21 protein-coding genes and 3 pseudogenes are annotated in these 18,326 nt (G+C 70.3%); 11 read left to right on the forward strand and 13 right to left on the reverse strand.

The annotated features are described in order from the left end of the window. The 6 genes and pseudogenes from ABD946_RS10305 to ABD946_RS10330 form a co-directional block, all read left to right on the forward strand. The coding region (locus ABD946_RS10305; protein WP_345282220.1) for a hypothetical protein at positions 1 to 561 on the forward strand (561 nt) is incomplete at its 5' end. A gap of 15 nt (positions 562 to 576) precedes the next feature. After that, the gene (locus tag ABD946_RS10310) at positions 577 to 783 is read left to right on the forward strand and encodes a hypothetical protein (protein ID WP_345282222.1); all 207 of its coding nucleotides are present in this window, start codon (positions 577 to 579) and stop codon (positions 781 to 783) included. 141 nt (positions 784 to 924) lie between these two features. Then, a complete protein-coding gene (locus tag ABD946_RS10315; protein WP_345282224.1) occupies positions 925 to 1,089 on the forward strand; it encodes a hypothetical protein in 165 nt (54 codons plus the stop codon). A gap of 22 nt (positions 1,090 to 1,111) precedes the next feature. Further along, a complete protein-coding gene (locus ABD946_RS10320) occupies positions 1,112 to 1,297 on the forward strand; it encodes a hypothetical protein (RefSeq protein WP_345282226.1) in 186 nt (61 codons plus the stop codon). A gap of 273 nt (positions 1,298 to 1,570) precedes the next feature. After that, positions 1,571 to 1,840, forward strand: a complete 270-nt coding sequence (locus tag ABD946_RS10325; protein WP_345282228.1) for a hypothetical protein — start codon at positions 1,571 to 1,573, stop codon at positions 1,838 to 1,840. Between the two features lie 94 nt (positions 1,841 to 1,934). Next, a pseudogene (locus tag ABD946_RS10330) lies at positions 1,935 to 2,638 on the forward strand (F0F1 ATP synthase subunit alpha); the annotation flags it as partial. A gap of 1,030 nt (positions 2,639 to 3,668) precedes the next feature. Here ABD946_RS10330 and ABD946_RS10335 read toward each other — a convergent pair. Continuing rightward, entirely contained in the window at positions 3,669 to 4,703 is a 1,035-nt protein-coding gene (locus tag ABD946_RS10335) for a phosphatase PAP2 family protein (protein ID WP_345282230.1), read from the reverse strand. A 193-nt stretch (positions 4,704 to 4,896) separates the two neighbouring features. Here ABD946_RS10335 and ABD946_RS10340 point away from each other — a divergent pair, with 193 nt between their 5' ends. From ABD946_RS10340 to ABD946_RS10360, 5 genes are all read left to right on the forward strand, one after another. Further along, positions 4,897 to 5,658: a group II truncated hemoglobin gene (locus tag ABD946_RS10340; protein WP_345282232.1), complete on the forward strand. Its 762-nt coding sequence runs from the start codon at positions 4,897 to 4,899 to the stop codon at positions 5,656 to 5,658. 69 nt (positions 5,659 to 5,727) lie between these two features. Further along, entirely contained in the window at positions 5,728 to 6,993 is a 1,266-nt protein-coding gene (locus ABD946_RS10345; RefSeq protein WP_345282234.1) for a pyroglutamyl-peptidase I, read from the forward strand. A 158-nt stretch (positions 6,994 to 7,151) separates the two neighbouring features. Next, the gene (locus tag ABD946_RS10350) at positions 7,152 to 7,793 is read left to right on the forward strand and encodes a hypothetical protein (RefSeq protein ID WP_345282236.1); all 642 of its coding nucleotides are present in this window, start codon (positions 7,152 to 7,154) and stop codon (positions 7,791 to 7,793) included. Positions 7,794 to 7,809: 16 nt separating this feature from the next. Continuing rightward, positions 7,810 to 8,466 carry a class F sortase gene (locus tag ABD946_RS10355; RefSeq protein ID WP_345282238.1) on the forward strand — a complete coding sequence of 219 codons (657 nt, stop codon included), beginning with the start codon at positions 7,810 to 7,812 and terminating at the stop codon, positions 8,464 to 8,466. A 174-nt stretch (positions 8,467 to 8,640) separates the two neighbouring features. After that, positions 8,641 to 8,808 (forward strand): hypothetical protein, encoded by a 168-nt coding sequence (locus ABD946_RS10360; RefSeq protein ID WP_345282240.1) that lies wholly within the window; start codon positions 8,641 to 8,643, stop codon positions 8,806 to 8,808. Between the two features lie 78 nt (positions 8,809 to 8,886). On the opposite strand, the gene ABD946_RS10365 is transcribed toward ABD946_RS10360, so the two are convergent. The 12 genes and pseudogenes from ABD946_RS10365 to ABD946_RS10420 all read right to left on the reverse strand — a co-directional run bounded on the left by ABD946_RS10365 (position 8,887) and on the right by ABD946_RS10420 (position 18,302). Next, positions 8,887 to 9,429, reverse strand: a complete 543-nt coding sequence (locus ABD946_RS10365; protein WP_345282242.1) for a DUF309 domain-containing protein — start codon at positions 9,427 to 9,429, stop codon at positions 8,887 to 8,889. Between the two features lie 64 nt (positions 9,430 to 9,493). Then, a complete protein-coding gene (locus ABD946_RS10370; protein ID WP_345282244.1) occupies positions 9,494 to 10,138 on the reverse strand; it encodes a DUF1062 domain-containing protein in 645 nt (214 codons plus the stop codon). Between the two features lie 195 nt (positions 10,139 to 10,333). Continuing rightward, positions 10,334 to 11,098, reverse strand: a complete 765-nt coding sequence (locus ABD946_RS10375) for an SOS response-associated peptidase (protein WP_345282246.1) — start codon at positions 11,096 to 11,098, stop codon at positions 10,334 to 10,336. A gap of 53 nt (positions 11,099 to 11,151) precedes the next feature. After that, entirely contained in the window at positions 11,152 to 12,096 is a 945-nt protein-coding gene (locus tag ABD946_RS10380; RefSeq protein WP_345282280.1) for a Gfo/Idh/MocA family oxidoreductase, read from the reverse strand. Between the two features lie 18 nt (positions 12,097 to 12,114). After that, positions 12,115 to 12,636, reverse strand: coding sequence for a DODA-type extradiol aromatic ring-opening family dioxygenase (locus tag ABD946_RS10385; RefSeq protein WP_345282248.1), 522 nt, complete (start codon positions 12,634 to 12,636; stop codon positions 12,115 to 12,117). Between the two features lie 85 nt (positions 12,637 to 12,721). Beyond that, positions 12,722 to 13,084, reverse strand: a pseudogene (locus ABD946_RS10390) (DODA-type extradiol aromatic ring-opening family dioxygenase); the annotation flags it as partial. Further along, positions 13,014 to 13,409 (reverse strand): protocatechuate 4,5-dioxygenase subunit alpha, encoded by a 396-nt coding sequence (ligA, locus tag ABD946_RS10395; RefSeq protein WP_345282282.1) that lies wholly within the window; start codon positions 13,407 to 13,409, stop codon positions 13,014 to 13,016. The pseudogene ABD946_RS10390 and the gene ligA, both read right to left, overlap by 71 nt. Before the next feature lie 5 nt (positions 13,410 to 13,414). Then, positions 13,415 to 14,345, reverse strand: a pseudogene (locus ABD946_RS10400) (amidohydrolase family protein). Between the two features lie 2 nt (positions 14,346 to 14,347). After that, positions 14,348 to 15,037, reverse strand: coding sequence for a 4-carboxy-4-hydroxy-2-oxoadipate aldolase/oxaloacetate decarboxylase (gene ligK, locus ABD946_RS10405; protein ID WP_345282249.1), 690 nt, complete (start codon positions 15,035 to 15,037; stop codon positions 14,348 to 14,350). A gap of 20 nt (positions 15,038 to 15,057) precedes the next feature. Next, complete coding sequence (locus ABD946_RS10410; protein WP_345282251.1) at positions 15,058 to 16,110, reverse strand: amidohydrolase family protein; 1,053 nt, start codon at positions 16,108 to 16,110, stop codon at positions 15,058 to 15,060. Between the two features lie 31 nt (positions 16,111 to 16,141). Next, on the reverse strand, positions 16,142 to 17,365 hold the full coding sequence (locus tag ABD946_RS10415; protein ID WP_345282253.1) for a 4-hydroxybenzoate 3-monooxygenase: 1,224 nt from the start codon (positions 17,363 to 17,365) through the stop codon (positions 16,142 to 16,144). 169 nt (positions 17,366 to 17,534) lie between these two features. Then, a complete protein-coding gene (locus ABD946_RS10420) occupies positions 17,535 to 18,302 on the reverse strand; it encodes an IclR family transcriptional regulator (RefSeq protein ID WP_345282255.1) in 768 nt (255 codons plus the stop codon). Positions 18,303 to 18,326: the final 24 nt, after the last annotated feature.

The following is an 18,326-nucleotide window of genomic DNA, read 5'->3' on the forward strand; positions in this document are numbered from 1 at the left end:
AGGAGAACAGAAAAGAGGGAAGGGATGATTAAAAAAAAAAAAAAAAAAAAAATAAAAAAAAAAAAAGAAAAAAAGGAAAGGAAAAAGGGGGAAAAAGAAAAAGGGGGAAGGAAGGGGAAGAGAGGGAAAGGGAAAAAGAAAAAGAAAAAAAAGAAGAGAGGAAAGAAAGGGAGGAGAGAAGAGGAAAGAAGAAAAAGAAAAAAAAAAGAAGAGGGAAAAGAAAAAGGAAAAAAAAAAAAAGAAAAAAAAAAAAAGGGAAGAAAAAGAAAGAAAAAGAAAAAAAGAAGGAAGAGAAAAGGGAGGGAGAAAAAGGGGAAGAAAGAAAAAAAAGGGAAAACGGAAAGAAAGGAAAAAGGGGGAAAAAGAGGGGAAAAGGAGAAGGGAAGAGGGGAGAGAAAGGGAAAGAAAGAAGGGAGGGGAAAAAAAAAGGAAGAAGAGAAAAAAAAAAAAGAAAAAAGAGAGGAAAGAAAAAGGGAAAAAGAGAAAAAGGAGAAAGAAAGAAAAGGAAAAAAGAGAGAGAAAAAAGGGAGGGAGGGAGAGAGACCAGAAGAAAAGCAGTGAAGAAAGGGAAAGACAATGGGGAATAAAGGAGAAGAGAAGAGAGGCTACGAGGAGGAAAAGAGAGGTATAAAAGATTTGGGGAGAGAAAGAAATGATGAAATAGAACAAGGAGGAAACAGAAGAGAAGATGAGGGAGAGGGAAGAAAGGGAAGAAAACAAAGAGAAGTCAGAAGCGAAAAAAGGGAAGGAGAGGAATGCGGGAGAAAGAAGAGGAGGGAATGAGAAGAGGGGGAGAAAGGAAAGAGAAAGTCTGAAGAGAAAAAGTGAAAGGAAAAGATAGAAGCAGAGGAAAGAAGGGGCAGAAAGGGGAGTGAAAGAGAAAGAAAGAGAGGAGAAAGAAGGGGAAGAAAAAGAGGGAAAAAGATGGAAACAGAAGTAAAAGAGGGAGAAGTAAAAGGAGAGTGGAAAAAAAAGAAAGAGAAAAAGGGAAAGAACGAAAAGGAGAGGAAAGAGAAAGAGAGGAAGAAAAAGGGAAGAGAAATGGGGAAAGGGTGCAGGAAGAGAGAGAAGTGTGTGGGAAGAGGGTGAAAAAAGAAGGAAGGAGAAGGAGATGAGAAAGGAGGTGGAGGAAAGAGAAGTGGGAGAGGAGGAAGAAGGAGAAAAAAGAATGGGAGGGGAACCGGAGAAAGAGGGCAAGACAAAGAAACAAAGTACGGGGAAAAGGCGAAACGAAGAGGGATGTGATGAGGTGGGAGGAAGGAAAAAGAAAGTGAGGGAAAAATGGGAACAAGGATGAGAAAGACGAAGAGAAGAAGAAAGAAATAGAGAAAATAGAAAAAAGATGGCAGAGAGAAAAGAAGGGAAAGAAGCAGAAGAAAAGGGACGAAAAGTGGAGAGAGAAAGAAAAGGGGAAAAGACGTAGAAAGAGAAGGAGAGAAAAAAGAGAGAAAGAGGGAGGGAGAGAGGGGAGGATGCAGAAGAGAAGGAGGAAAAAACACAAGAAAAAGGACGAACGGAAAGGACAGGAAGGAAAGAGAGAAAGGAAGGAGAGAAGAGGAAAGGAAAAGGGATGAGTAGAAAGAGAAGTAGTAGCAGGACAAAAAGGAGAGAGGAGAGGCAGAGGGAGAAGAGAGAGAAAGGAGGAATGAGAAAAGGAGTGAAAGAGAGAAAGGAAAAGCGGAGGGAAAGAGTGAGAAAAGAGGAGAGAGAGAGAGGAGGAAGAAGAAGCGAAGAGAGAGACAAGAAAAGAGAAGGCGAAAAGAGGGAAAAACGAGAGGAGAAAAGGGAAGAGAGGAAAAAGAAGAAGGGGAAGAAAAGGAAAGGGAGAGAAAGGAAATAGAAAGAAATGTGGAAAGAAGAGAATGGCAGTGGAAACGTAAGGGAGATCACTCAGCGTGTATATATCAGAGCCGTATCGACGCGGATGACCTGCCCCGATCGGCCGCGCCAGCGTTCAGCTGTATCATGAGTCGCGACGCCAGACCGGCAAGGTCCGCGGTGGCTGATCTGACTACGATCCTCACCAGCGCGAAGCATAACTGGAAGTCGGGCGACCCGAAGAAGCAGGTCCGCTGCATCTACGTCGCCGTCGGCCAGAAGGGCTCCACCATCGCGTCCGTCCGCGGCGCCCTGGAGGAGGCCGGCGCGCTGGAGTACACCACCATCGTGGCTGCTCCCGCCTCCGACCCGGCCGGCTTCAAGTACCTCGCCCCGTACAACCGGTTCGGCCATCGGCCAGGAGTGGATGTACGACGGCAAGCACGTCCTCATCATCTTCGACGACCTGTCGAAGCAGGCCGAGGCGTACCGCTCCGTGTCGCTGCTGCTCCGTCGTCCGCCGGGCCGCGAGGCCTACCCGGGTGACGTCTTCTACCTGCACTCGCGCCTGCTGGAGCGTTGCGCCAAGCTCTCCGACGAGCTGGGCGCCGGCTCGATGACCGGTCTGCCGATCATCGAGACCAAGGCCAACGACGTCTCGGCGTACATCCCGACCAACGTCATCTCCATCACCGACGGCCAGTGCTTCCTGGAGTCCGACCTGTTCAACGCCGGCATCCGCCCGGCCGTGAACGTCGGCATCTCGGTCTCCCGCGTCGGTGGCTCCGCCCAGATCAAGGCCATGAAGTCGGTCGCCGGGCCGCCTCCGCCTGGACCCTACCTCGTCCGCCACGGCTACCCGTCCGCCGCTCCCACCACGGGCACCGACACCTACCGGCTCGTCTACCGCACCGTCACCCCGGACGGGCGGCCGACCACCGCTTCGGGTCTGCTCGCGCTCCCGCAGGACGGACGCCGCCGCCTGCAACCGGTGGTCTTCGAGCACGGCACCATGACCGGCCGCGCCGACGCTCCCTCCACCGGTCCGGACGCGCGCGGCGAGAGCCTGCTCTTCGCGGGCGCCGGCTACGCGGCCGCCGCCCCGGACTACCTGGGCCTGGGCACCGGCCCAGGTCTCCACCCGTACGCCGACACCGCCTCGGAGACCACCGCCTCGCTCGATCTCCTGCGCGCCGCCCGCGCGTTCACCGCCGGGCGCGGCCACCGTCTCGACCCCCGCGTCCTGGTGACCGGCTTCTCGCAGGGCGGCCCGGCCGCGATGGCCCTCGGCCGCGCCCTCCAGGACGGGGCCGACCGGCACTTCCGGCTCGGCGCGCTCGCGCCGATCAGCGGTCCCTACGACGCCGAGCACGCCGAGATGCCCGCCGGCTTCGACGGCACCCTCGACCCGAGGAGCGCCACCTACTACTTCGCCTACTGGCTGGTGGCGATGAACCGGCTCCACCCGATCTACGCGGATCCGGCCGAGGTCTTCCGCCCGCCCTACGCGGCCACCGTGGAAGGCCTGTTCGACGGCACCCACGGCAGCGCCGAGGTGGCCGGGGCGCTGCCCGCCACCCCGGCCGAGCTGCTCACCCCGGAGTTCACCGCGCGAGCCGCCCACCCCACCGGCGCCCTGCTCGACGCCCTGCGCGCCCAGGACTCCACCTGCGACTGGGCGCCCGCCGTCCCGGTCCGCCTCTACGCGGCGAGCGGCGACCGGGACGTGACGATCCTGAACGCCCGTCACTGCGCGGAGCGGTTGGCCGCCCACGGGACGGAGGCCCCGCTGCTGGACCTCGGCCCGATCGGCCACTCGCCGTCCAAGAAGGCGGCCCTCCCGCAGATCCTCAGCTGGTTCGGGCAGGTGCTCCCCGCCTGACCTCCGGCGCCGCCGCCGTGTCTTCCGGCACCGCCGCGCCTTCCGCGCCCGCCGCGCCCGCCGCGCCCGGCCGCAGGGCACGGCGGGCGGCCCTGCGGTCGAGCAACCGGTTCACACCGAGGACGACCACCGCGGCGTAGGTCCAGCCGACCAGGATGTCGATCACGAAGTGCTCGCCGCCGTACACCAGCGTGAAGGCCATCGCCGCGGGGTACGCGGCGAGCAGCACCCGTACCCGCCGGCTCGCGACCGGCCAGAAGAACAGCGCGATCATCATCGGGTACGCGGCGTGCAGAGAGGGCATCGCCGCCACGTCGTTGGCGAACCGGCTGCCGCCCTCGAACACCGAGGCGGCGCGCGGCAGTCCGCTCTGGTTGAGCACGTCGGCCACGATCCTGGTCACCTCGGGCAGGGCGCCCTGCTCCCCGGCCATCCACGGCGGCACGGCCGGGTAGAGCACATAGGTGAGGAAGGCCGCGTAGGTCAGGGCGAGGTAGCAGGCGAGCAGCCGCCGGAAGCGGGGGTGGTCGCGCCGCCAGAGCACGGCCAGCAGGACGAAGACCACGAAGAAGTGGGACATGTAGACGGTGACGGCGGCGTAGTCGTACACGTGGGCGGTGCCGGGGGTGTAGAGGGCGTGCTGCAGACGCACCGTCAGGGTCTGGCCGAGGCCGAGGGCGGTGTCGAAGTCCAGCTGCGGCCGGAGGTGGGGTGCCCAGGGGGTGTGCGCGCCGAAGCCGCGCAGCAGCGAGTACGTCAGCACGGCGGCCATCACCGGCACCCAGTCGCGCAGCACCAGCAGCGCCCGGCGCCATCCGTGGCCGCTGTGCACGGCGGCGGCCAGCAGCGCGCCGATCAGCCAGAGGAAGACCAGATCCTCGGTGTAGGGCAGGCCGTTCACCCACGTCCAGCGCGCGAGCGCGACCAGGTAGACCGGCCAGGCGGCCCGGCGGACGACCGGCCACCAGCCGGCCGAGCGAGCGGAGAGCTGCTGTTGGGCCACGGGCGTGTCCCTTCGTGTAGGTACGGGGTCACCGAGCCTGGCACGCGATCATGAGGGGTACCTGAACGGGACCTTCCACCCTCCTCGGGAACGTACAGGAACCATTCCGCTCCGCTCCTGACGATCAGTCAATTCACCTTCACCACACGGGAATCGACTTGATCTGGTCCCTCCGGTGCGGTTGGGTCGGGGCATGATTGTCGAATACATCCGGTACCGGGTCACCGAAGGCCGCCGCGCCGCCTTCGAGGAGGCGTACGCCCGCGCCGCGGGCTCGCTGCGAGCGGCGGAGCAGTGCGTGGACTACGAGCTCTCCCGCTGCGTCGAGGAGCCCGACGCCTACGTCCTGCGGATCCGTTGGACCTCCGCCGAGGACCACCTCCGGGGCTTCCGCGCCGGCCCGGAGTTCGCCGCCTTCCTGGCCGAGATCGGGCCCTACGTGCGGGACATCGAGGAGATGCGGCACTACGAGGTCACCGAGGTGGCCGGCCGGGGCGGGTCGGCCCCGACCCTGTACGCGTGGGCGGGCGGGGCGGGCGCCTTCGAGCGGCTGTTCACCCGCTTCTACGAGCACGTCGGCAAGGACGAGGTGCTCGCGCCGGTGTTCGCCGGGATGGACCCGCACCACGCCGAGCACGTCGCGGCCTGGCTGGGCGAGGTGTTCGGCGGCCCGGCCCGGTACAGCACGGAGCACGGCGGCCACCGGCACATGGCCTCCCGCCACCTGGGCCGGGGCGTGACCGAGCAGCAGCGCCGCCGCTGGGTGGCCCTGCTGCTGGAGACCGCCGACGAGGTCGGGCTGCCCGCCGACCCGGAGTTCCGCGGGGTGCTCGCGTACTACCTGGAGTGGGGCACCCGGATGGCCGTGATCTACTCCGGCCCCAACCCGCCGCCGCTGCCCGAGACCCCGATGCCGCGCTGGGACTGGGGCATCACCCCGCCGTACCTGCCGTGACACGAGCCGCGGCCGAGGGGTGAGACGCCCCGTTCCGCACCAGGCGCTCTCTGTGTAATGTCACATGCCATGAAACCCTCCTTCGGTGCCGCCCTCCTGGTGGCGGGCACTCTGCTGTCCACCCTCTCCGCCTCCCCGGCCCAGGCCCTGGACGTCGGCTGCACCGTTACCGCACCAGCCCAACGAGGCGTGGAGGAACGGCGGTTGACCGATCCGCGCAGCGCCGACCTGGTGACCCGGGGCGGCCTCGGCAGCTTCACCGCACGGTTCCCCGCCGCGCTGTGCTCCACCCGGAACGCCCACGAGGCCGAGGAGTTGGCCGACTCCTGGGGCGTCGCCCTCTGGCAGTCGGCGGTCAACCGCGCCCAGGGGCGGCGCCCCGGTGGCGACCTGGCGCCCGGGGACGACCGGCCGCTGTACTGGGCGCGGCTCGCCATGGTGGACCAACTGAACGGCTGGCAGCCGCAGTTCGCGGTGGACGCCGCCGCACTCCGGGCCCGCTTCGAGGACGCCTCGCGCGGCCTGAAGGAGAACGACTTCAGCCCCGCCCCCGGCCTGAAGCGCATCTTCGTCAGCGGCTTCGACCCCTTCGGCCTGGACGGCGACCTGCGCACCGCCAACCCCTCCGGCTCGGCCGCGCTCACCCTCAACGGACGCCGCGTCACCCTGGACGACGGCTCCGCCGCCGAGATCCGCGCCGTGGTGCTGCCGGTCCGCTACGGCGACTTCGACCGCGGCATCGTCGAGCGGGCCTACGGCCCCCGGCTGGCGGCGGGTCCGCGCTCGGCCGACCGCATCACCTCGATCAGCCAGGGCTACCCGGGCCTGTTCACCGTGGAGGAGTGGGCCGGCCGGGCCCGCTCCGCCGACCCGTACCCCGACAACACCGGCGCGCTCTCCGGCGGGACGTACCAGAACCCGGTGGTGGCACCGGGCATGGGCCCGGGCCCGGAGTTCATCCGCACCACCCTCCCCGGCGCCGCCCTGGAGCAGGCCGCCCAGACCCCGTACCCCGTGCTGGTCAACCCCGAGGTCACCGAGATCCCGGCCGGCGGGACCCAGCCGGTGGACCGCGAGGACGGCCCCACCCCGGGCTCGCGCGCCGTGGCCGGAGGGGGCGGCGGCTACCTCTCCAACGAGGTCGCCTACCGCAGCAACCGCCTGCGCCAGGAGCTCCGCCCCACCCTGCCCGGCGGCCACCTGCACACCCCCGTGCTGACCGGCCTGCCCGCCGACCGCACCCAGCTCACCGGCCCGGCCTTCGAGCAGAACGAGGCCGCGATCACCGCCGAGGTCCTGGTCCTGCTCAAGGCGGGCTGGCGGCAGGACGCCTGACGGGCCGTTCGGCCGACATCCGCTGTCGGCCGGGTGTCGGCCGGGGAGGTGAAAAAGTACTACGAGGAGGGCGAGGCGCCCCGGCCCCGGCCGGAGGGCGGGTCAACCTGAGGAATCCTGCGGCCCCCCGCGCCGTGTCCCCAGGTCTGGAGCCCGCCATGCGACGAAGCCTCGCCCTCCCAGCCGTCCTGCTCACCGCCGCCCTCGGCCTCGCCACCGCGCCCGCCGCCCACGCGGCGCCGGGCGACAACGGCGACGTGAAGATCCACAAGACCACCACGCCGACCCTCGACCAGAACTCCGAGCCGAAGGTCTGCAAGTTCTACATCGCCGCCCTCAACTTCGACGTCGTGCAGATGGTCAGCTACACCCTCACCCAGCAGCCGCCGACCGGGAACGCCGAGGTGGCGGCCGGCCAGGTCGTGCTGGCCGGCGGCAACGGGCGCTCACAGGACTACACCCTGCCCGAGGGCCACTACAAGCTCGAGTGGACCTTCGCCGGGGAGAACGGCAAGGCCAAGCAGAAGGTCTTCACGGTGGACTGCTCGCCGGTGGACACCGACCTGCCCATCAGCGGCGTCCCGGGCGGTGGCAAGCCCAGCGCGACGCCGACCGGCGCCGGCGGCTCGGGCACCGGCTCCGACGGGCTCCCCGTCGGCGGCGTGGACGCGGGCGGCGGCGGCAGCTCCGGCGGGCCCAACCCGGCCGAGATCGCCGGAGGTTCGGCCCTGCTGATCGGTGCCGCCGCCGTCAGCGTGCGGTACCTGCGGCGCCGCGCCGCCCGCCATGCGGAGCACTGAGCGGCGGAGCACCGAGTTGCCGAGCACTGAGCGCACCTCCGTCCGCTGCGGCCCCGGCGTCCTCACCGCCGGGGCCGTGGCGGTGGCCGTGCTGATCGGCGGCTGGCTGGTGCACGACGGCTCGGCCACCGCCGGACCGCCGCAGCCCGCCGCCGTCGCGGCCGACGCCGCGCCGTCCCCCTCCGTCTCCCTCCCCGCCTACGCGCCCGCGCTGGCGCCCTCCCCGCCGAGCCGGATCCGGATCCCCTCGATCAAGGTGGACGCCCCCGTCTCCGGCGTCGGCCTGGACGCCGCCGGCCATCTGACGTCCCCTCCGATGGCCGAGCGAAACCTGGCCGGCTGGTACCGCGACGCCGCCGCCCCGGGCGCGAACGGCACCGCCGTGGTCCTCGGCCACGTCGACAACCGCACCGGCCCCACCGTCTTCCACCGCCTGGGCCTGCTCCGCCGCGGCGACACCGTCGAGATCACCCGCCAGGACCACCGCACCGCCGTCTTCACCGTCACCGACGTCCGCACCCACCCCAAGTCCGCCTTCCCGACCGAGGCCGTCTACGCCTCCACCGGCCGTCCCGAACTCCGGGTCCTCACCTGCGGCGGCCACTTCGACCGCAAGAACGGCGGCTACGACTCCAACGTCGTGGTCTCCGCCCGCCTCACCTCCACGCGCTGACCCCCACCCGCCGACCGCCAACTCCCCGATCCCGCACGGGTGATCCGCCGGGAAGGGGGTAGGCGCGGACCGGAGCGCCGGGCCGACGGGGTGCGGCGCCGTCCGGAAGGAGAGCAACGGTGGGCATCGGTGGCTGCATCCTCCTGTTCGCGGCAGGAGCAATCCTGACGTTCGGTGTGGGACTGGGAACTCTCGGGGGTCAACCTCGACGTGATCGGCGTCATCATGATGATCGCCGGTCTGCTCGGCCTGGTCGTCTACGCCCGGGTCTACCGACGGCGCCGCCTGCTCGGCACGGTCGAGGCCCCCGTCGTCCGGGAGCGCTACCGCGAGGAGCTCTGACCGACCCGGCGGCCGGAGGTCCCGTCAGCCCTCCTGCCGCATCCGGAGGGCGGGGGAGGTCCGCCGAGGGCACCACGGTCACCGGCGCCTCCGCACGGAGCGCCCAGCGGCGGATCCCCGCCACGTCGATCCCGACGGCGGCCGCGCCTCGAACGACGCCAGCCCCTCCGCGGCCCTGGCCAGCAGCGCGACCGCCCCCTTCGGGTTGCCGCGCGCGGCGTGCGTCAGCCCGACCGCGTACTGCGCCAGCGCCCGCCACAGTGCCCGCTCCTCCTCCGGAGCGCTCTTCCAGCGGTCCTCCAACACCTCGTGGGCGTGGAACGGCCGCCCGGCGTCCAGCAGTTGCTGCGCCTCCTCCAGCGTCCGCCCCGCCGACCGCACCACCCCCTCCGGCTGCCGCGGCGCGCCCTGACTCCCGTACGCCAACGGCCGCCCCAAGCCGTCCCTGGGCCGCCCGTTCCGCGCCCGCCCCTCCGCGTCCCGGTCCCGCCCGGGCACACCGCCGACCCGGGCCCGGACCTCCCCCGGGTGCCCGCACTCCGCCCGCAGCCGCCCGCACTCCGGGCAGACCTCCCCGACCCAGCACGCCGCCTCGCCGCCCTCGGGCTCCATCTCGCTCATGAACCCATTCTCCCCCGCGGCCCGCGTGGGGGCGGGGCCCCGGAGGATCCCCGCCCCACGTCACCTAGGCAGAGCGCCGCAGCGATGGCGCCGGCACGTCGCCGGGAGCAGCCGCCGGCAGGCGGGCGGAGTCGACCGCTCCCGGGCCGTGGAGGGTGAAGGTGAACTCCCGGTGGGCCTTGGCGTCCAGCGGAAGGGGGAGGTGGATGCGGCCCTCGTCCACCAGACGGCGGACCTCGCCCCGGCTGAGGCCGAGCCCGAGGCAGAGCAGCCGCTCCGCCCGGATCGGGGCCGGGAGGTCGAAGCGGACCTCGACCTCGAAGGCCCGCGAGTCATCCAGGGCGTAGAGCGGCATCCGGGTGTCGAGCTCCCAGGTGCCCGCCCAGTCCAGGCGGTAGCCGTTCTTGGTGGCGAGCGACGCGCTCATCGTCAACTCCCGCACCACGCCCGGGTCGTTGTTCTCGTACGCGACCAGCCGGGCCGGGTCGAGGGAGGAGACGTGGGCCCGCTCGTGGACGGGCACCTTCGACGTGCGGTCGCAGCCCGCGCAGCTGAGCAGCAGCCAGACGTCGAGCAGCTTGCCGCTGGCGTTGACCCGGATCTTGCCGGAGGCGCGGTGCCGGGTCGAGGGGCAGTCCGGGCAGGGCCGGACGACGGTGGGCAGGCCGAACCGGCGCACGGCCCAACGGGCCTTGCGATTGGTATGCATGTGGGTGATCGCTCTCTGGACGTGACGGAAGCGCGCGTCATCGCCTCGGGGGCGGTTCGCCGACACCGAGGGCGGGATCGTGGTCCTGCGCGCTGGGGTGGATGCTCGAAGCAGCCGTCACTTGTCCATGGGCGGGATGATGCTGAGCCCGGGGCGGCCGTGGCAACCGATTAATCTCCACCCCGCCGACGGGCCTCAGGCGAAGTGTCCGCCCGTGATGCCCGCCAGGGGGTCGGCCACCTCGGTCAGCAGGACGGCTCCGTCGGAGCGGACGCTGTTGACGGCGGTGCTCACCGGTCGGATGGCCAACTCGGCGGCGGGGACCGTGAGGAGGGAGCGGACCTCCTCGACCTCGGAGAGCTCCGGGTCGAGCCAGGCGTCCAGGTGGTCGGGGTGGAGGGTGACGGGCATCCGGTCGTGGACGCGGCCGGCCGCGTCGACCGCCTCGGTGGTGAGGAGGGTGCAGGTGACCAGCCAGGCGGCCGGGTCCTCGTCCTCGGGGACCGACCGGTCGCGCCAGTACTCGTACAGGCCGGCCATCAACAGGGGTGCGCCGTCCGGGCGGTGGAGGTAGTAGGGCTGCTTGAAGGCCTTGCGCCCCTCCGCGGCCCCGACCGGCTTCCACTCGTAGTAGCCGTCGCCCGGCACCACGCAGCGCCGGGCCGCGAAGGCCTTGCGGAAGGAGGGCTTCTCGTGGGCGGTCTCCACCCGGGCGTTGATCATCCGGGCGCCGGCCTTGGGGTCCTTGGACCAGGACGGCACCAGCCCCCACCGCAGCGCCTCCACCCGCCGCACCAACTCGCCCGTCTCCCGGTCGACGCGCTCCAGGACGGCGGCCACCGGGTCGGTCGGCGCGACGTTCCAGGAGGGCAGCAGGGTCTCGGCCGAGGGCCAGACCACCGCCCGCAGCAGCGAGGCGATGTCGGACGGGGAGGAGGTGGAGACGAAGCGACCGCACATGGTCCCCATCCTCCACTCCCACCCCGTCAGGCGTCCGCCGAACCACCGAGGAGTCAGCCGGCGAGTTGCCGCTCCAGCTCCGCCAGGGTGCGGTAGCAGGAGAGCACCTGCGCCAGCGAGGCGTTCGGCTCCCGGCCCTCCCGGATGGCGGCCACGAACTCGCGGTCCTGCAGCTCGATGCCGTCCAGCGAGACGTCGACCCCGCTGGCGTCGATCTTCTCCTCCGCCCCCGTGAACAGGTCGTCGTAGCGGGCCAGGTAGGTCCCGGTGTCGCCGATGTAGCGGAAGAAGGTGCCGAGCGGGCCGTCGTTGTTGAAGGAGAGCGAGAGGGTGCAGATGGCTCCGCTCTCGGCCTGGAGCTGGATGGACATGTCCATCGCGATGCCGAGCTCGGGGTGGACCGGGCCCTGGAGGGCGTTGGCCCGCACGATCGGGGAACCGGTCTGGTACGCGAACAGGTCGACGGTGTGGGCGGCGTGGTGCCAGAGCAGGTGGTCGGTCCAACTCCTGGCCTGGCCCAGGGCGTTGAGGTTGCTGCGGCGGAAGAAGTAGGTCTGCACGTCCAGTTGCTGGATGGCGAACTCCCCGGCCGCCACCCGCCGGTGGATCCACTGGTGGCTGGGGTTGAAGCGGCGTGTGTGGCCGGCCATCGCGACCAGGCCGGTGCGCCGCTGGGCGGCCAGGCAGGCCTCGGCGTCCGCCAGCGAGGCGGCGACGGGGATCTCCACCTGGACGTGCTTGCCGGCCTCCAGGCAGGCCAGGGTCTGGGCGGCGTGCATCGGCGTCGGGGTGGCCAGGACGACGGCGTCGACGTCGTCCATCGCCAGCACCTCGTCGAGGTCGGCCGCGGCCCGCCCGATGCCCTGCTCGGCGGCGAACCGGCGGGCGCTCTCCAGGCCGGAGCTGACCACGGCGGCCACCTCCACGCCCTCGATCCGGCGCAGGGCCGCGGCGTGCTTGGCGCCGAAGGCGCCGCCGCCGGCCAGGGCGATCCGCAGGGCTGCTGCTCGGTCATGTCACTCCTCGTCCGCGGGCCCGGCGGGCACCTGCGGGTGGTTGGTCAGGATCAGGTGGCCGACGGCGGTGTTCGACGCCGGCACGTGGTAGAAGCGGTGGTCGGCCGAGACGGCGCCGCCGCCGTCGACGTCGCTCAGCGCGCCGCGCGCGATCAGCCACATCACCAGCTCGATGCCCTCCGAGCCGGCCTGCTCGACGTACTCCAGGTGGGGCACCCGGGACAGGCCCTCCGGGTCGGCGACCAGCCGGTCCAGGAAGGCGTTGTCCCACTCCCGGTTGATCAACCCGGCGCGCGGGCCCTGGAGTTGGTGGCTCATCCCGCCCGTGCCCCAGACCTGGACGTTCAGCGGCCGGTGGTAGGACTCGACGGCCCGGCGCAGCGCCCGGCCCAGGGCGAAGCAGCGCGCTCCGGAGGGCACCGGGTACTGCACCACGTTGACGTGCAGCGGGATCACCCTGCACGGCCAGCGCTCCACCTCGCCGAAGACCAGCGACAGCGGCACGGTCAACCCGTGGTCCACCGGCATCTCCTGGGCCAGCGTCAGGTCGAAGTCCTCCCCGGATCAGGGAGTGCGCGAGGTGCGCGGCGAACTCCGGATCGCCCTCGACGTCCGGCACCGGACGGGGGCCGTAGCCCTCGTCGGCGACGGGGAAGGCGGCGCCGGTGCCGAGCACGAAGGTGGGGACAAGGGAGAGGTCGAAGGCGGTGGCGTGGTCGTTGTAGACCAGCACGACCACGTCGGGGACGTTGTCCCGGGCCCACTGCCGGGTGTGCTCGTAGCCCTCGAACACCGGCTGCCAGTAAGGCTCCCGGGTCTTCCCGTGGTCCATCGCGGCACCGATGGCGGGCACGTGCGAGGTGAAGACGGCGGCCGTGATCCCGGCCCGCCCAGTCTGGTCAGCATGCGCGGCCTCCAGTACGGCGTGGTCGAGGCGCTGCCCCGCCGGCCGGCCGCCGCCGACCATCATCGCGCGGGTACTCCTCCTCGGTCATGCCGGTCATCGAGCCCGCCATCTGCTGGAACGAGAGCCCCAGCGTGGCGCCCCACTTGGCGAGGAAGTAGATGTTCCCGCCCTCGGCGATGGCCCCGTTGAGGTCGCGCTCCAGCAGCGCCCGCTTCTGCTCCTCGCGCAGCGGCCAGGCGTCCAGGTACCCGCGCTCGTCGGCCAGGTAGGCGGCGCGGTTCTCGGCCGTGGTGAGCGACATGCAGAACTGGTTGAGGTGGTAGCCCTTGGCCGACTGCTCGGCGTCGAAGATCGTGGTCCCCGGCACCAGCCGGTAACTGCGGTCCACTGGTCTCAACTCCCCTCTTCCTCGGGCCAGTACAGGCGCATCGGATTGTCGACGAGCAGTCTGCGCAGCGGTTCGCCCGCCGGGGCCACGTGCCTCAGGTGGTCGACCAGCAGGCCGTCGTCGGGCATGTGGCCCTTCAGGTTGGGGTGCGGCCAGTCGGTGCCCCAGAGCACCCGGTCGGGAAACTCCGCGACCACCCGGCGGGCGAACGGCACCACGTCCCCGGTAGGCGTCCCGCTCGCCGTCCAGCGCCGGCGGGCCGGTCAGCGAGAGCCGCTCCGGGCAGCTGACCTTGCACCAGATGTCCTCCCGGGCCCGGAGGAAGTCGAGGAAGGCGCCGAACTCCGGGCCGTCCACGTCCTTGGAGACGTCCGGCCGGCCGAGGTGGTCGACCACCAGCGGCACCGGTATCGAGAGGAAGAACTCGGCCAGCTCCGCCAGGTCGGCGGCCTCGAAGTAGAGGACCACGTGCCAGCCCAGCGGCGCGATCCGCTCCACCACCGCCCGCAGCTCCTCGGCCGGGGTGACGTCCACCAGCCGCCGGACGAAGTTGAACCGGACCCCGCGCACCCCCGCCTCGTGCAGCTCCCGCAGCTCCGCCTCCGACACCCCGGGGCGGACGGTGGCCACGCCCCGGGCGCGCCCGGCGGAGCGGCGCAGGGCGTCGAGCAGGGCCCGGTTGTCGGAACCGTGGCAGGTCGCCTGGACGATCACGTTGCGGGCCAGGCCGAGGTGGTCGCGCAGGGCGAAGAGCTGGTCGGCGGAGGCGTCGCACGGGGTGTACTTGCGCTCGGGGGCGTAGGGGAAGACCTCCCCCGGGCCGAAGACGTGGCAGTGCGCGTCCACCGCCCCTTCCGGCAGGGCGAGCCGGGGCCGGGACGGGGCCGGGTGCCAGTCCAACCAGCCCGGGGTCTTCTCGACGGTCTCGGTGTCCACTCTCAGTCCTCGTAGCGCAGTCCGAGCGCGGCCAGCGGGCCCCGCATGCCGTACATGTCCAGGCCGAGCTCGCCGGCCCGCAGCCGCTCGCGCTTTCCGGCCTCGTTGGCCTCGCGCGCCGCCGCGGCCTCGGCCACCTCACCGGCCCGCTCGCGCGGCACCACCACCACGCCGTCGGCGTCGGCCAGCACCACGTCGCCGGGCCGCACCAGCGCGTTGGCGCACACCACCGGCACGTTGACCGATCCCAGGGTGGCCTTCACCGTGCCCCGGGCGTGGACGGCGCGGGCAAAGACCGGGAAGTCCATCGCGGCCAGGTCCGCCACGTCCCGCACGCCGCCGTCGATGACCAGACCGGCGCAGCCGCGGGCCCGGAAGGAGGTGGCCAGCAGTTCGCCGAAGAAGCCGTCCTCGCTCTCGGTGGTGCAGGCGGCCACCACCACGTCGCCGGGCCGCAGTTGCTCGGCCGCGACGTGCAGCATCCAGTTGTCGCCGGGCTGGAGGAGGACGGTGACGGCGGTACCGCAGAGCCGGGCACCGGGGTAGGCGGGGCGCAGGTACGGGCGGGTCAGGCCGGTGCGGCCCATCGCCTCGTGGACGGTGGCCACGCCGAAGGCGGAGAGCGCGGCGACGGCGGCCGGGTCGGCGCGGGTGATCGAGGTCCGGACCAGACCGAGTTCGGTGGGTTCCACGGTGTTCTCCTGAAGGGTGGTCAGCCGTCGAGGCCGGCGGGGCGTTCAGCGGGGCGAGGGGCGAGGCGGGCGGCCAGGCGGGGGTGGACGCGCAGCGCGTTGCCGCCGAGGACGGCGGCCCGCTGCTCCGCGCTGAGGTGCGGCGTCGCGTCGAGGTAGCGCCGGGTGTCGTCGTAGTGGTGGCCGGTGCGCGGGTCGGTGCCGCGGACGGCGCCGATCATCTCGTTGGCGAAGAGCAGGGCCTCGGCGGGGACCACCCGGGTGAGCAGGTCGATGCCGGGCTGGTGGTAGACGCAGGTGTCGAAGTACACGTTGCGGCCGAGGAGTTCCTCGGGTTCGGGGCGCCCGAGCGCCTGTGCCAGGCCGCGGAAGCGTCCCCAGTGGTAGGGGACGGCGCCGCCGCCGTGCGGGATGACGAAGCGAAGGGTGGGGAAGTCGGCGAACAGGTCGCCTTGGAGAAGCTGCATGAAGGCGGTGGTGTCGGCGTTCAGGTAGTGCGCGCCGGTGGTGTGGAAGGCCGGGTTGCAGGAGGTGGAGACGTGGACCATCGCGGGGACCTCGTACTCCACCAGCGCCTCGTAGAGCGGGTACCAGCTCCGGTCGGTCAGCGGCGGAGCGGTCCAACTGCCGCCGGAGGGATCCGGGTTGAGGTTCACCGCGACCGCGCCGAGCTCCTCCACCGCGCGCCGCAGCTCCGGCAGGCAGCTCGCCGGGTCGACGCCCGGCGACTGCGGGAGCATCGCGCCCATCGCGAAGCGGTCGGGCCGCAGGGTGGCGACGCGGTGCACCAGGTCGTTGCAGATCCTGGCCCAGGCGGCGGAGACCGCGAAGTCCCCGATGTGGTGGGCCATGAAGCTGGCGCGCGGGGAGAAGACCATCAGGTCGGTGCCGCGCTCGTCCATCATGCGGAGCTGGTTCTCACCGACGGCCTTGAGCAACTCCTCGTCGGAGATCGAGAGTTCGCCGGGATCGGGGGCCTCTGCCCCGGACCCGGCGGCCGCGATCTGACGCTCGCGCCAGGCGGCGAGCTGGGGCGGGGCGGTGGTGAAGTGGCCGTGGCTGTCGATGATCACGGGGGGCGCTCCTGAGGGGTCGGAGGGTGGGTCAGCGGTCGGCGGAGGGCCAGCCGGTGTACTGCTCGGCCAGGTAGGCGCGGCCCGCCCGGGTGCCCACCACGCAGTCCAGTTCGCCGAGTTGGCGGCGCAGCTCGAAGGGGGTGGCGCCGGGCGGGGTGTGCAGCAGCCGCGTCATCCAGGTGGAGAAGTGCTGGGCCCGCCAGACCCGGCGCAGCGCGGCCGGCTGGTAGTCGTCCAACGCGGGCTCGCCCTCCGGTCCGAGGGCGCGCACCAGCACGCCTGCCAGCACCTTGACGTCGTGCAGCGCCAGGTTCAGCCCGCGCGCACCGGTCGGCGGGACGGTGTGCGCGGCGTCCCCCGCGAGCAGCAGCGAGCCCCAGCGCATCGGCTCCTGGACGAAGGAGCGGAAGCGCAGCACCGTCCGCTCCAGGATCGGGCCCTCGGTCAGCCGGAAGCCGTCCTCGCCCGCCACCCGGGCCTGGAGGGTGGCCCAGATCCGCGCGTCCGGCCAGTCCTCGACGCGCTCGTCCGGGGCGCACTGGAAGTACATCCGCTGGACGGCCTCGGTCCGTTGGCTGATCAGCGCGAAGCCGTGGGCGGAGTGCGCGTAGACCAACTCCGCTGCACTGGACGGCGCCTGGGCCATCACACCGAACCAGGCGAACGGGTACTCGGCACCGTGCCGGGTCCGGTGCCGCTCCGGCACCAGGTCGCGGCAGGTCGAGCGGGAGCCGTCGGCGCCCACCACGCAGCGGGCCCGCAGCTCGTGCCGCGTCCCGTCGGCGGCGGTGAACCGCACCCGGGGCGCGGTGGTGCCGACGTCCAGCACTTCGGTGTCGCGGACGCCGAAGTGGACCGTCCCGCCGTCGCGCTCGCGGGCGTCGGCCAGGTCCTTGAAGACCTCGGTCTGCGGGTACAGCCAGACCGAGGCACCGGCCAGCTCCCGGAAGTCGATCCGGTGCGGGCGGCCGGCGACCCGCAGTTCGGTGCCGGTGTGCTCGTGGCCCTCGCGCAGGATCCGGTCGCCCACTCCGGTCTCCACCAGGTCCCGGGCCACGTCGGCCTCCAGGATGCCGGCCCGGTGGGTGGTCTCGATCTCGCGGCGGGTGCGCAGGTCGACGGCCACGCTGGGCACGCCCGCCCGGCCCAGCAGGTGGGCCAGCATCAGGCCCGCCGGACCGGCCCCGACCACGGCGACGGGCACCTCGGTCACGGTGTCGACGGGCGTCTCGTCGACGGGCGTTGCGGGCACGGCGGCTCCCGGGAGGGTGGGGGTCTGGGAACGCCCCGGGCGGGTCGCACCGGGGACGCCCCGAACGCTGACACCCCGCACCCCGCCGCGTCGCCACCCTTTCCGTCAGACGGAAAGCCCTGCCCGCAACCGGCCCCGCGCGGGCAGGATCGGCACCCTCAGGACGTCCTCAGAGCGCCGTCCGGGCCCGCCGTCCCAACTCCTCGGAGATCCCGTGCACCGCCCGCAGCAGGGGCTCGCGCAGCCCGCGCGCCCGGTCCGCGCCCCGCGCGGCGATCACGATCCCCAGCACCGCGCCGACCGGCCCGGTCCGGCCGATCCGCACCGGGGCCGCCACCGCGACGGTCGCGTCCTGGAGCTGACGGTCGCTCACGAAGACCTGCTCGCGCCGGATCAGGTCCAGCTGCGCGCGCAGCTCCTTCGGGTCCGTCACCGTGTGCTCCGTCCAGGCCCGCAGCGGCGCGGCGAGCACCTCCTCCTGCAGCTCCCGCGGCGCGTACGCCAGCAGCACCCGGCCCATCCCGGTCGAGCCGACCGGGAAGCGGGTCCCCACCATGGTCAGCAGGTCCACCGACCGGTGCCCGGCGATCCGCTCCACGAAGACCAGCTCGGTGCCCTCCCGGACCGCCAACTGGACGTTCTCGTGCGTGACTTCGTACAGGTCCTGCATGAACGGCAGCGCGGCGTCGCGCAGGATCTGGGTCCGCGGACAGCCCGAGGCGATCTCCCACAGCCGCAGCCCCACGTGCCAGGAGCCGTCCTCGGCCCGCTCCAGCGCGCCCCAGGCCGCCAGCTCGGCCACCACCCGGTGCGTGGTGCTGACTGCCTGGCCGGTGCGGCGGGCGATCTCGGACAGCGTCAGCGCGGGGTGCTCGCGGTCGAACAGCGCCAGCACCTGGAGGACCTTGCCGGCCGCCGTGACCCGGGTCGTACTCATCCCGCCAGTCTTCCAGACCTCCTC

The organism is Kitasatospora albolonga, assembly GCF_039535905.1.
Taxonomy (GTDB): Bacteria; Actinomycetota; Actinomycetes; order Streptomycetales; family Streptomycetaceae; genus Kitasatospora; species Kitasatospora albolonga.

What these genes read in the sequence shown, in the direction of transcription:
- ABD946_RS10310 (WP_345282222.1), top strand. Translation starts at nt 577, where the DNA reads ATGGGGAATAAAGGAGAAGAGAAGAGAGGCTACGAGGAGGAAAAGAGA.
- ABD946_RS10315 (WP_345282224.1), top strand. Translation starts at nt 925, where the DNA reads ATGGAAACAGAAGTAAAAGAGGGAGAAGTAAAAGGAGAGTGGAAAAAA.
- ABD946_RS10320 (WP_345282226.1), top strand. Translation starts at nt 1,112, where the DNA reads ATGAGAAAGGAGGTGGAGGAAAGAGAAGTGGGAGAGGAGGAAGAAGGA.
- ABD946_RS10325 (WP_345282228.1), top strand. Translation starts at nt 1,571, where the DNA reads ATGAGTAGAAAGAGAAGTAGTAGCAGGACAAAAAGGAGAGAGGAGAGG.
- ABD946_RS10340 (WP_345282232.1), top strand. Translation starts at nt 4,897, where the DNA reads ATGATTGTCGAATACATCCGGTACCGGGTCACCGAAGGCCGCCGCGCC.
- ABD946_RS10345 (WP_345282234.1), top strand. Translation starts at nt 5,728, where the DNA reads ATGAAACCCTCCTTCGGTGCCGCCCTCCTGGTGGCGGGCACTCTGCTG.
- ABD946_RS10350 (WP_345282236.1), top strand. Translation starts at nt 7,152, where the DNA reads ATGCGACGAAGCCTCGCCCTCCCAGCCGTCCTGCTCACCGCCGCCCTC.
- ABD946_RS10365 (WP_345282242.1), bottom strand. Translation starts at nt 9,429, where the DNA reads ATGAGCGAGATGGAGCCCGAGGGCGGCGAGGCGGCGTGCTGGGTCGGG.
- ABD946_RS10370 (WP_345282244.1), bottom strand. Translation starts at nt 10,138, where the DNA reads ATGCATACCAATCGCAAGGCCCGTTGGGCCGTGCGCCGGTTCGGCCTG.
- ABD946_RS10375 (WP_345282246.1), bottom strand. Translation starts at nt 11,098, where the DNA reads ATGTGCGGTCGCTTCGTCTCCACCTCCTCCCCGTCCGACATCGCCTCG.
- ABD946_RS10420 (WP_345282255.1), bottom strand. Translation starts at nt 18,302, where the DNA reads ATGAGTACGACCCGGGTCACGGCGGCCGGCAAGGTCCTCCAGGTGCTG.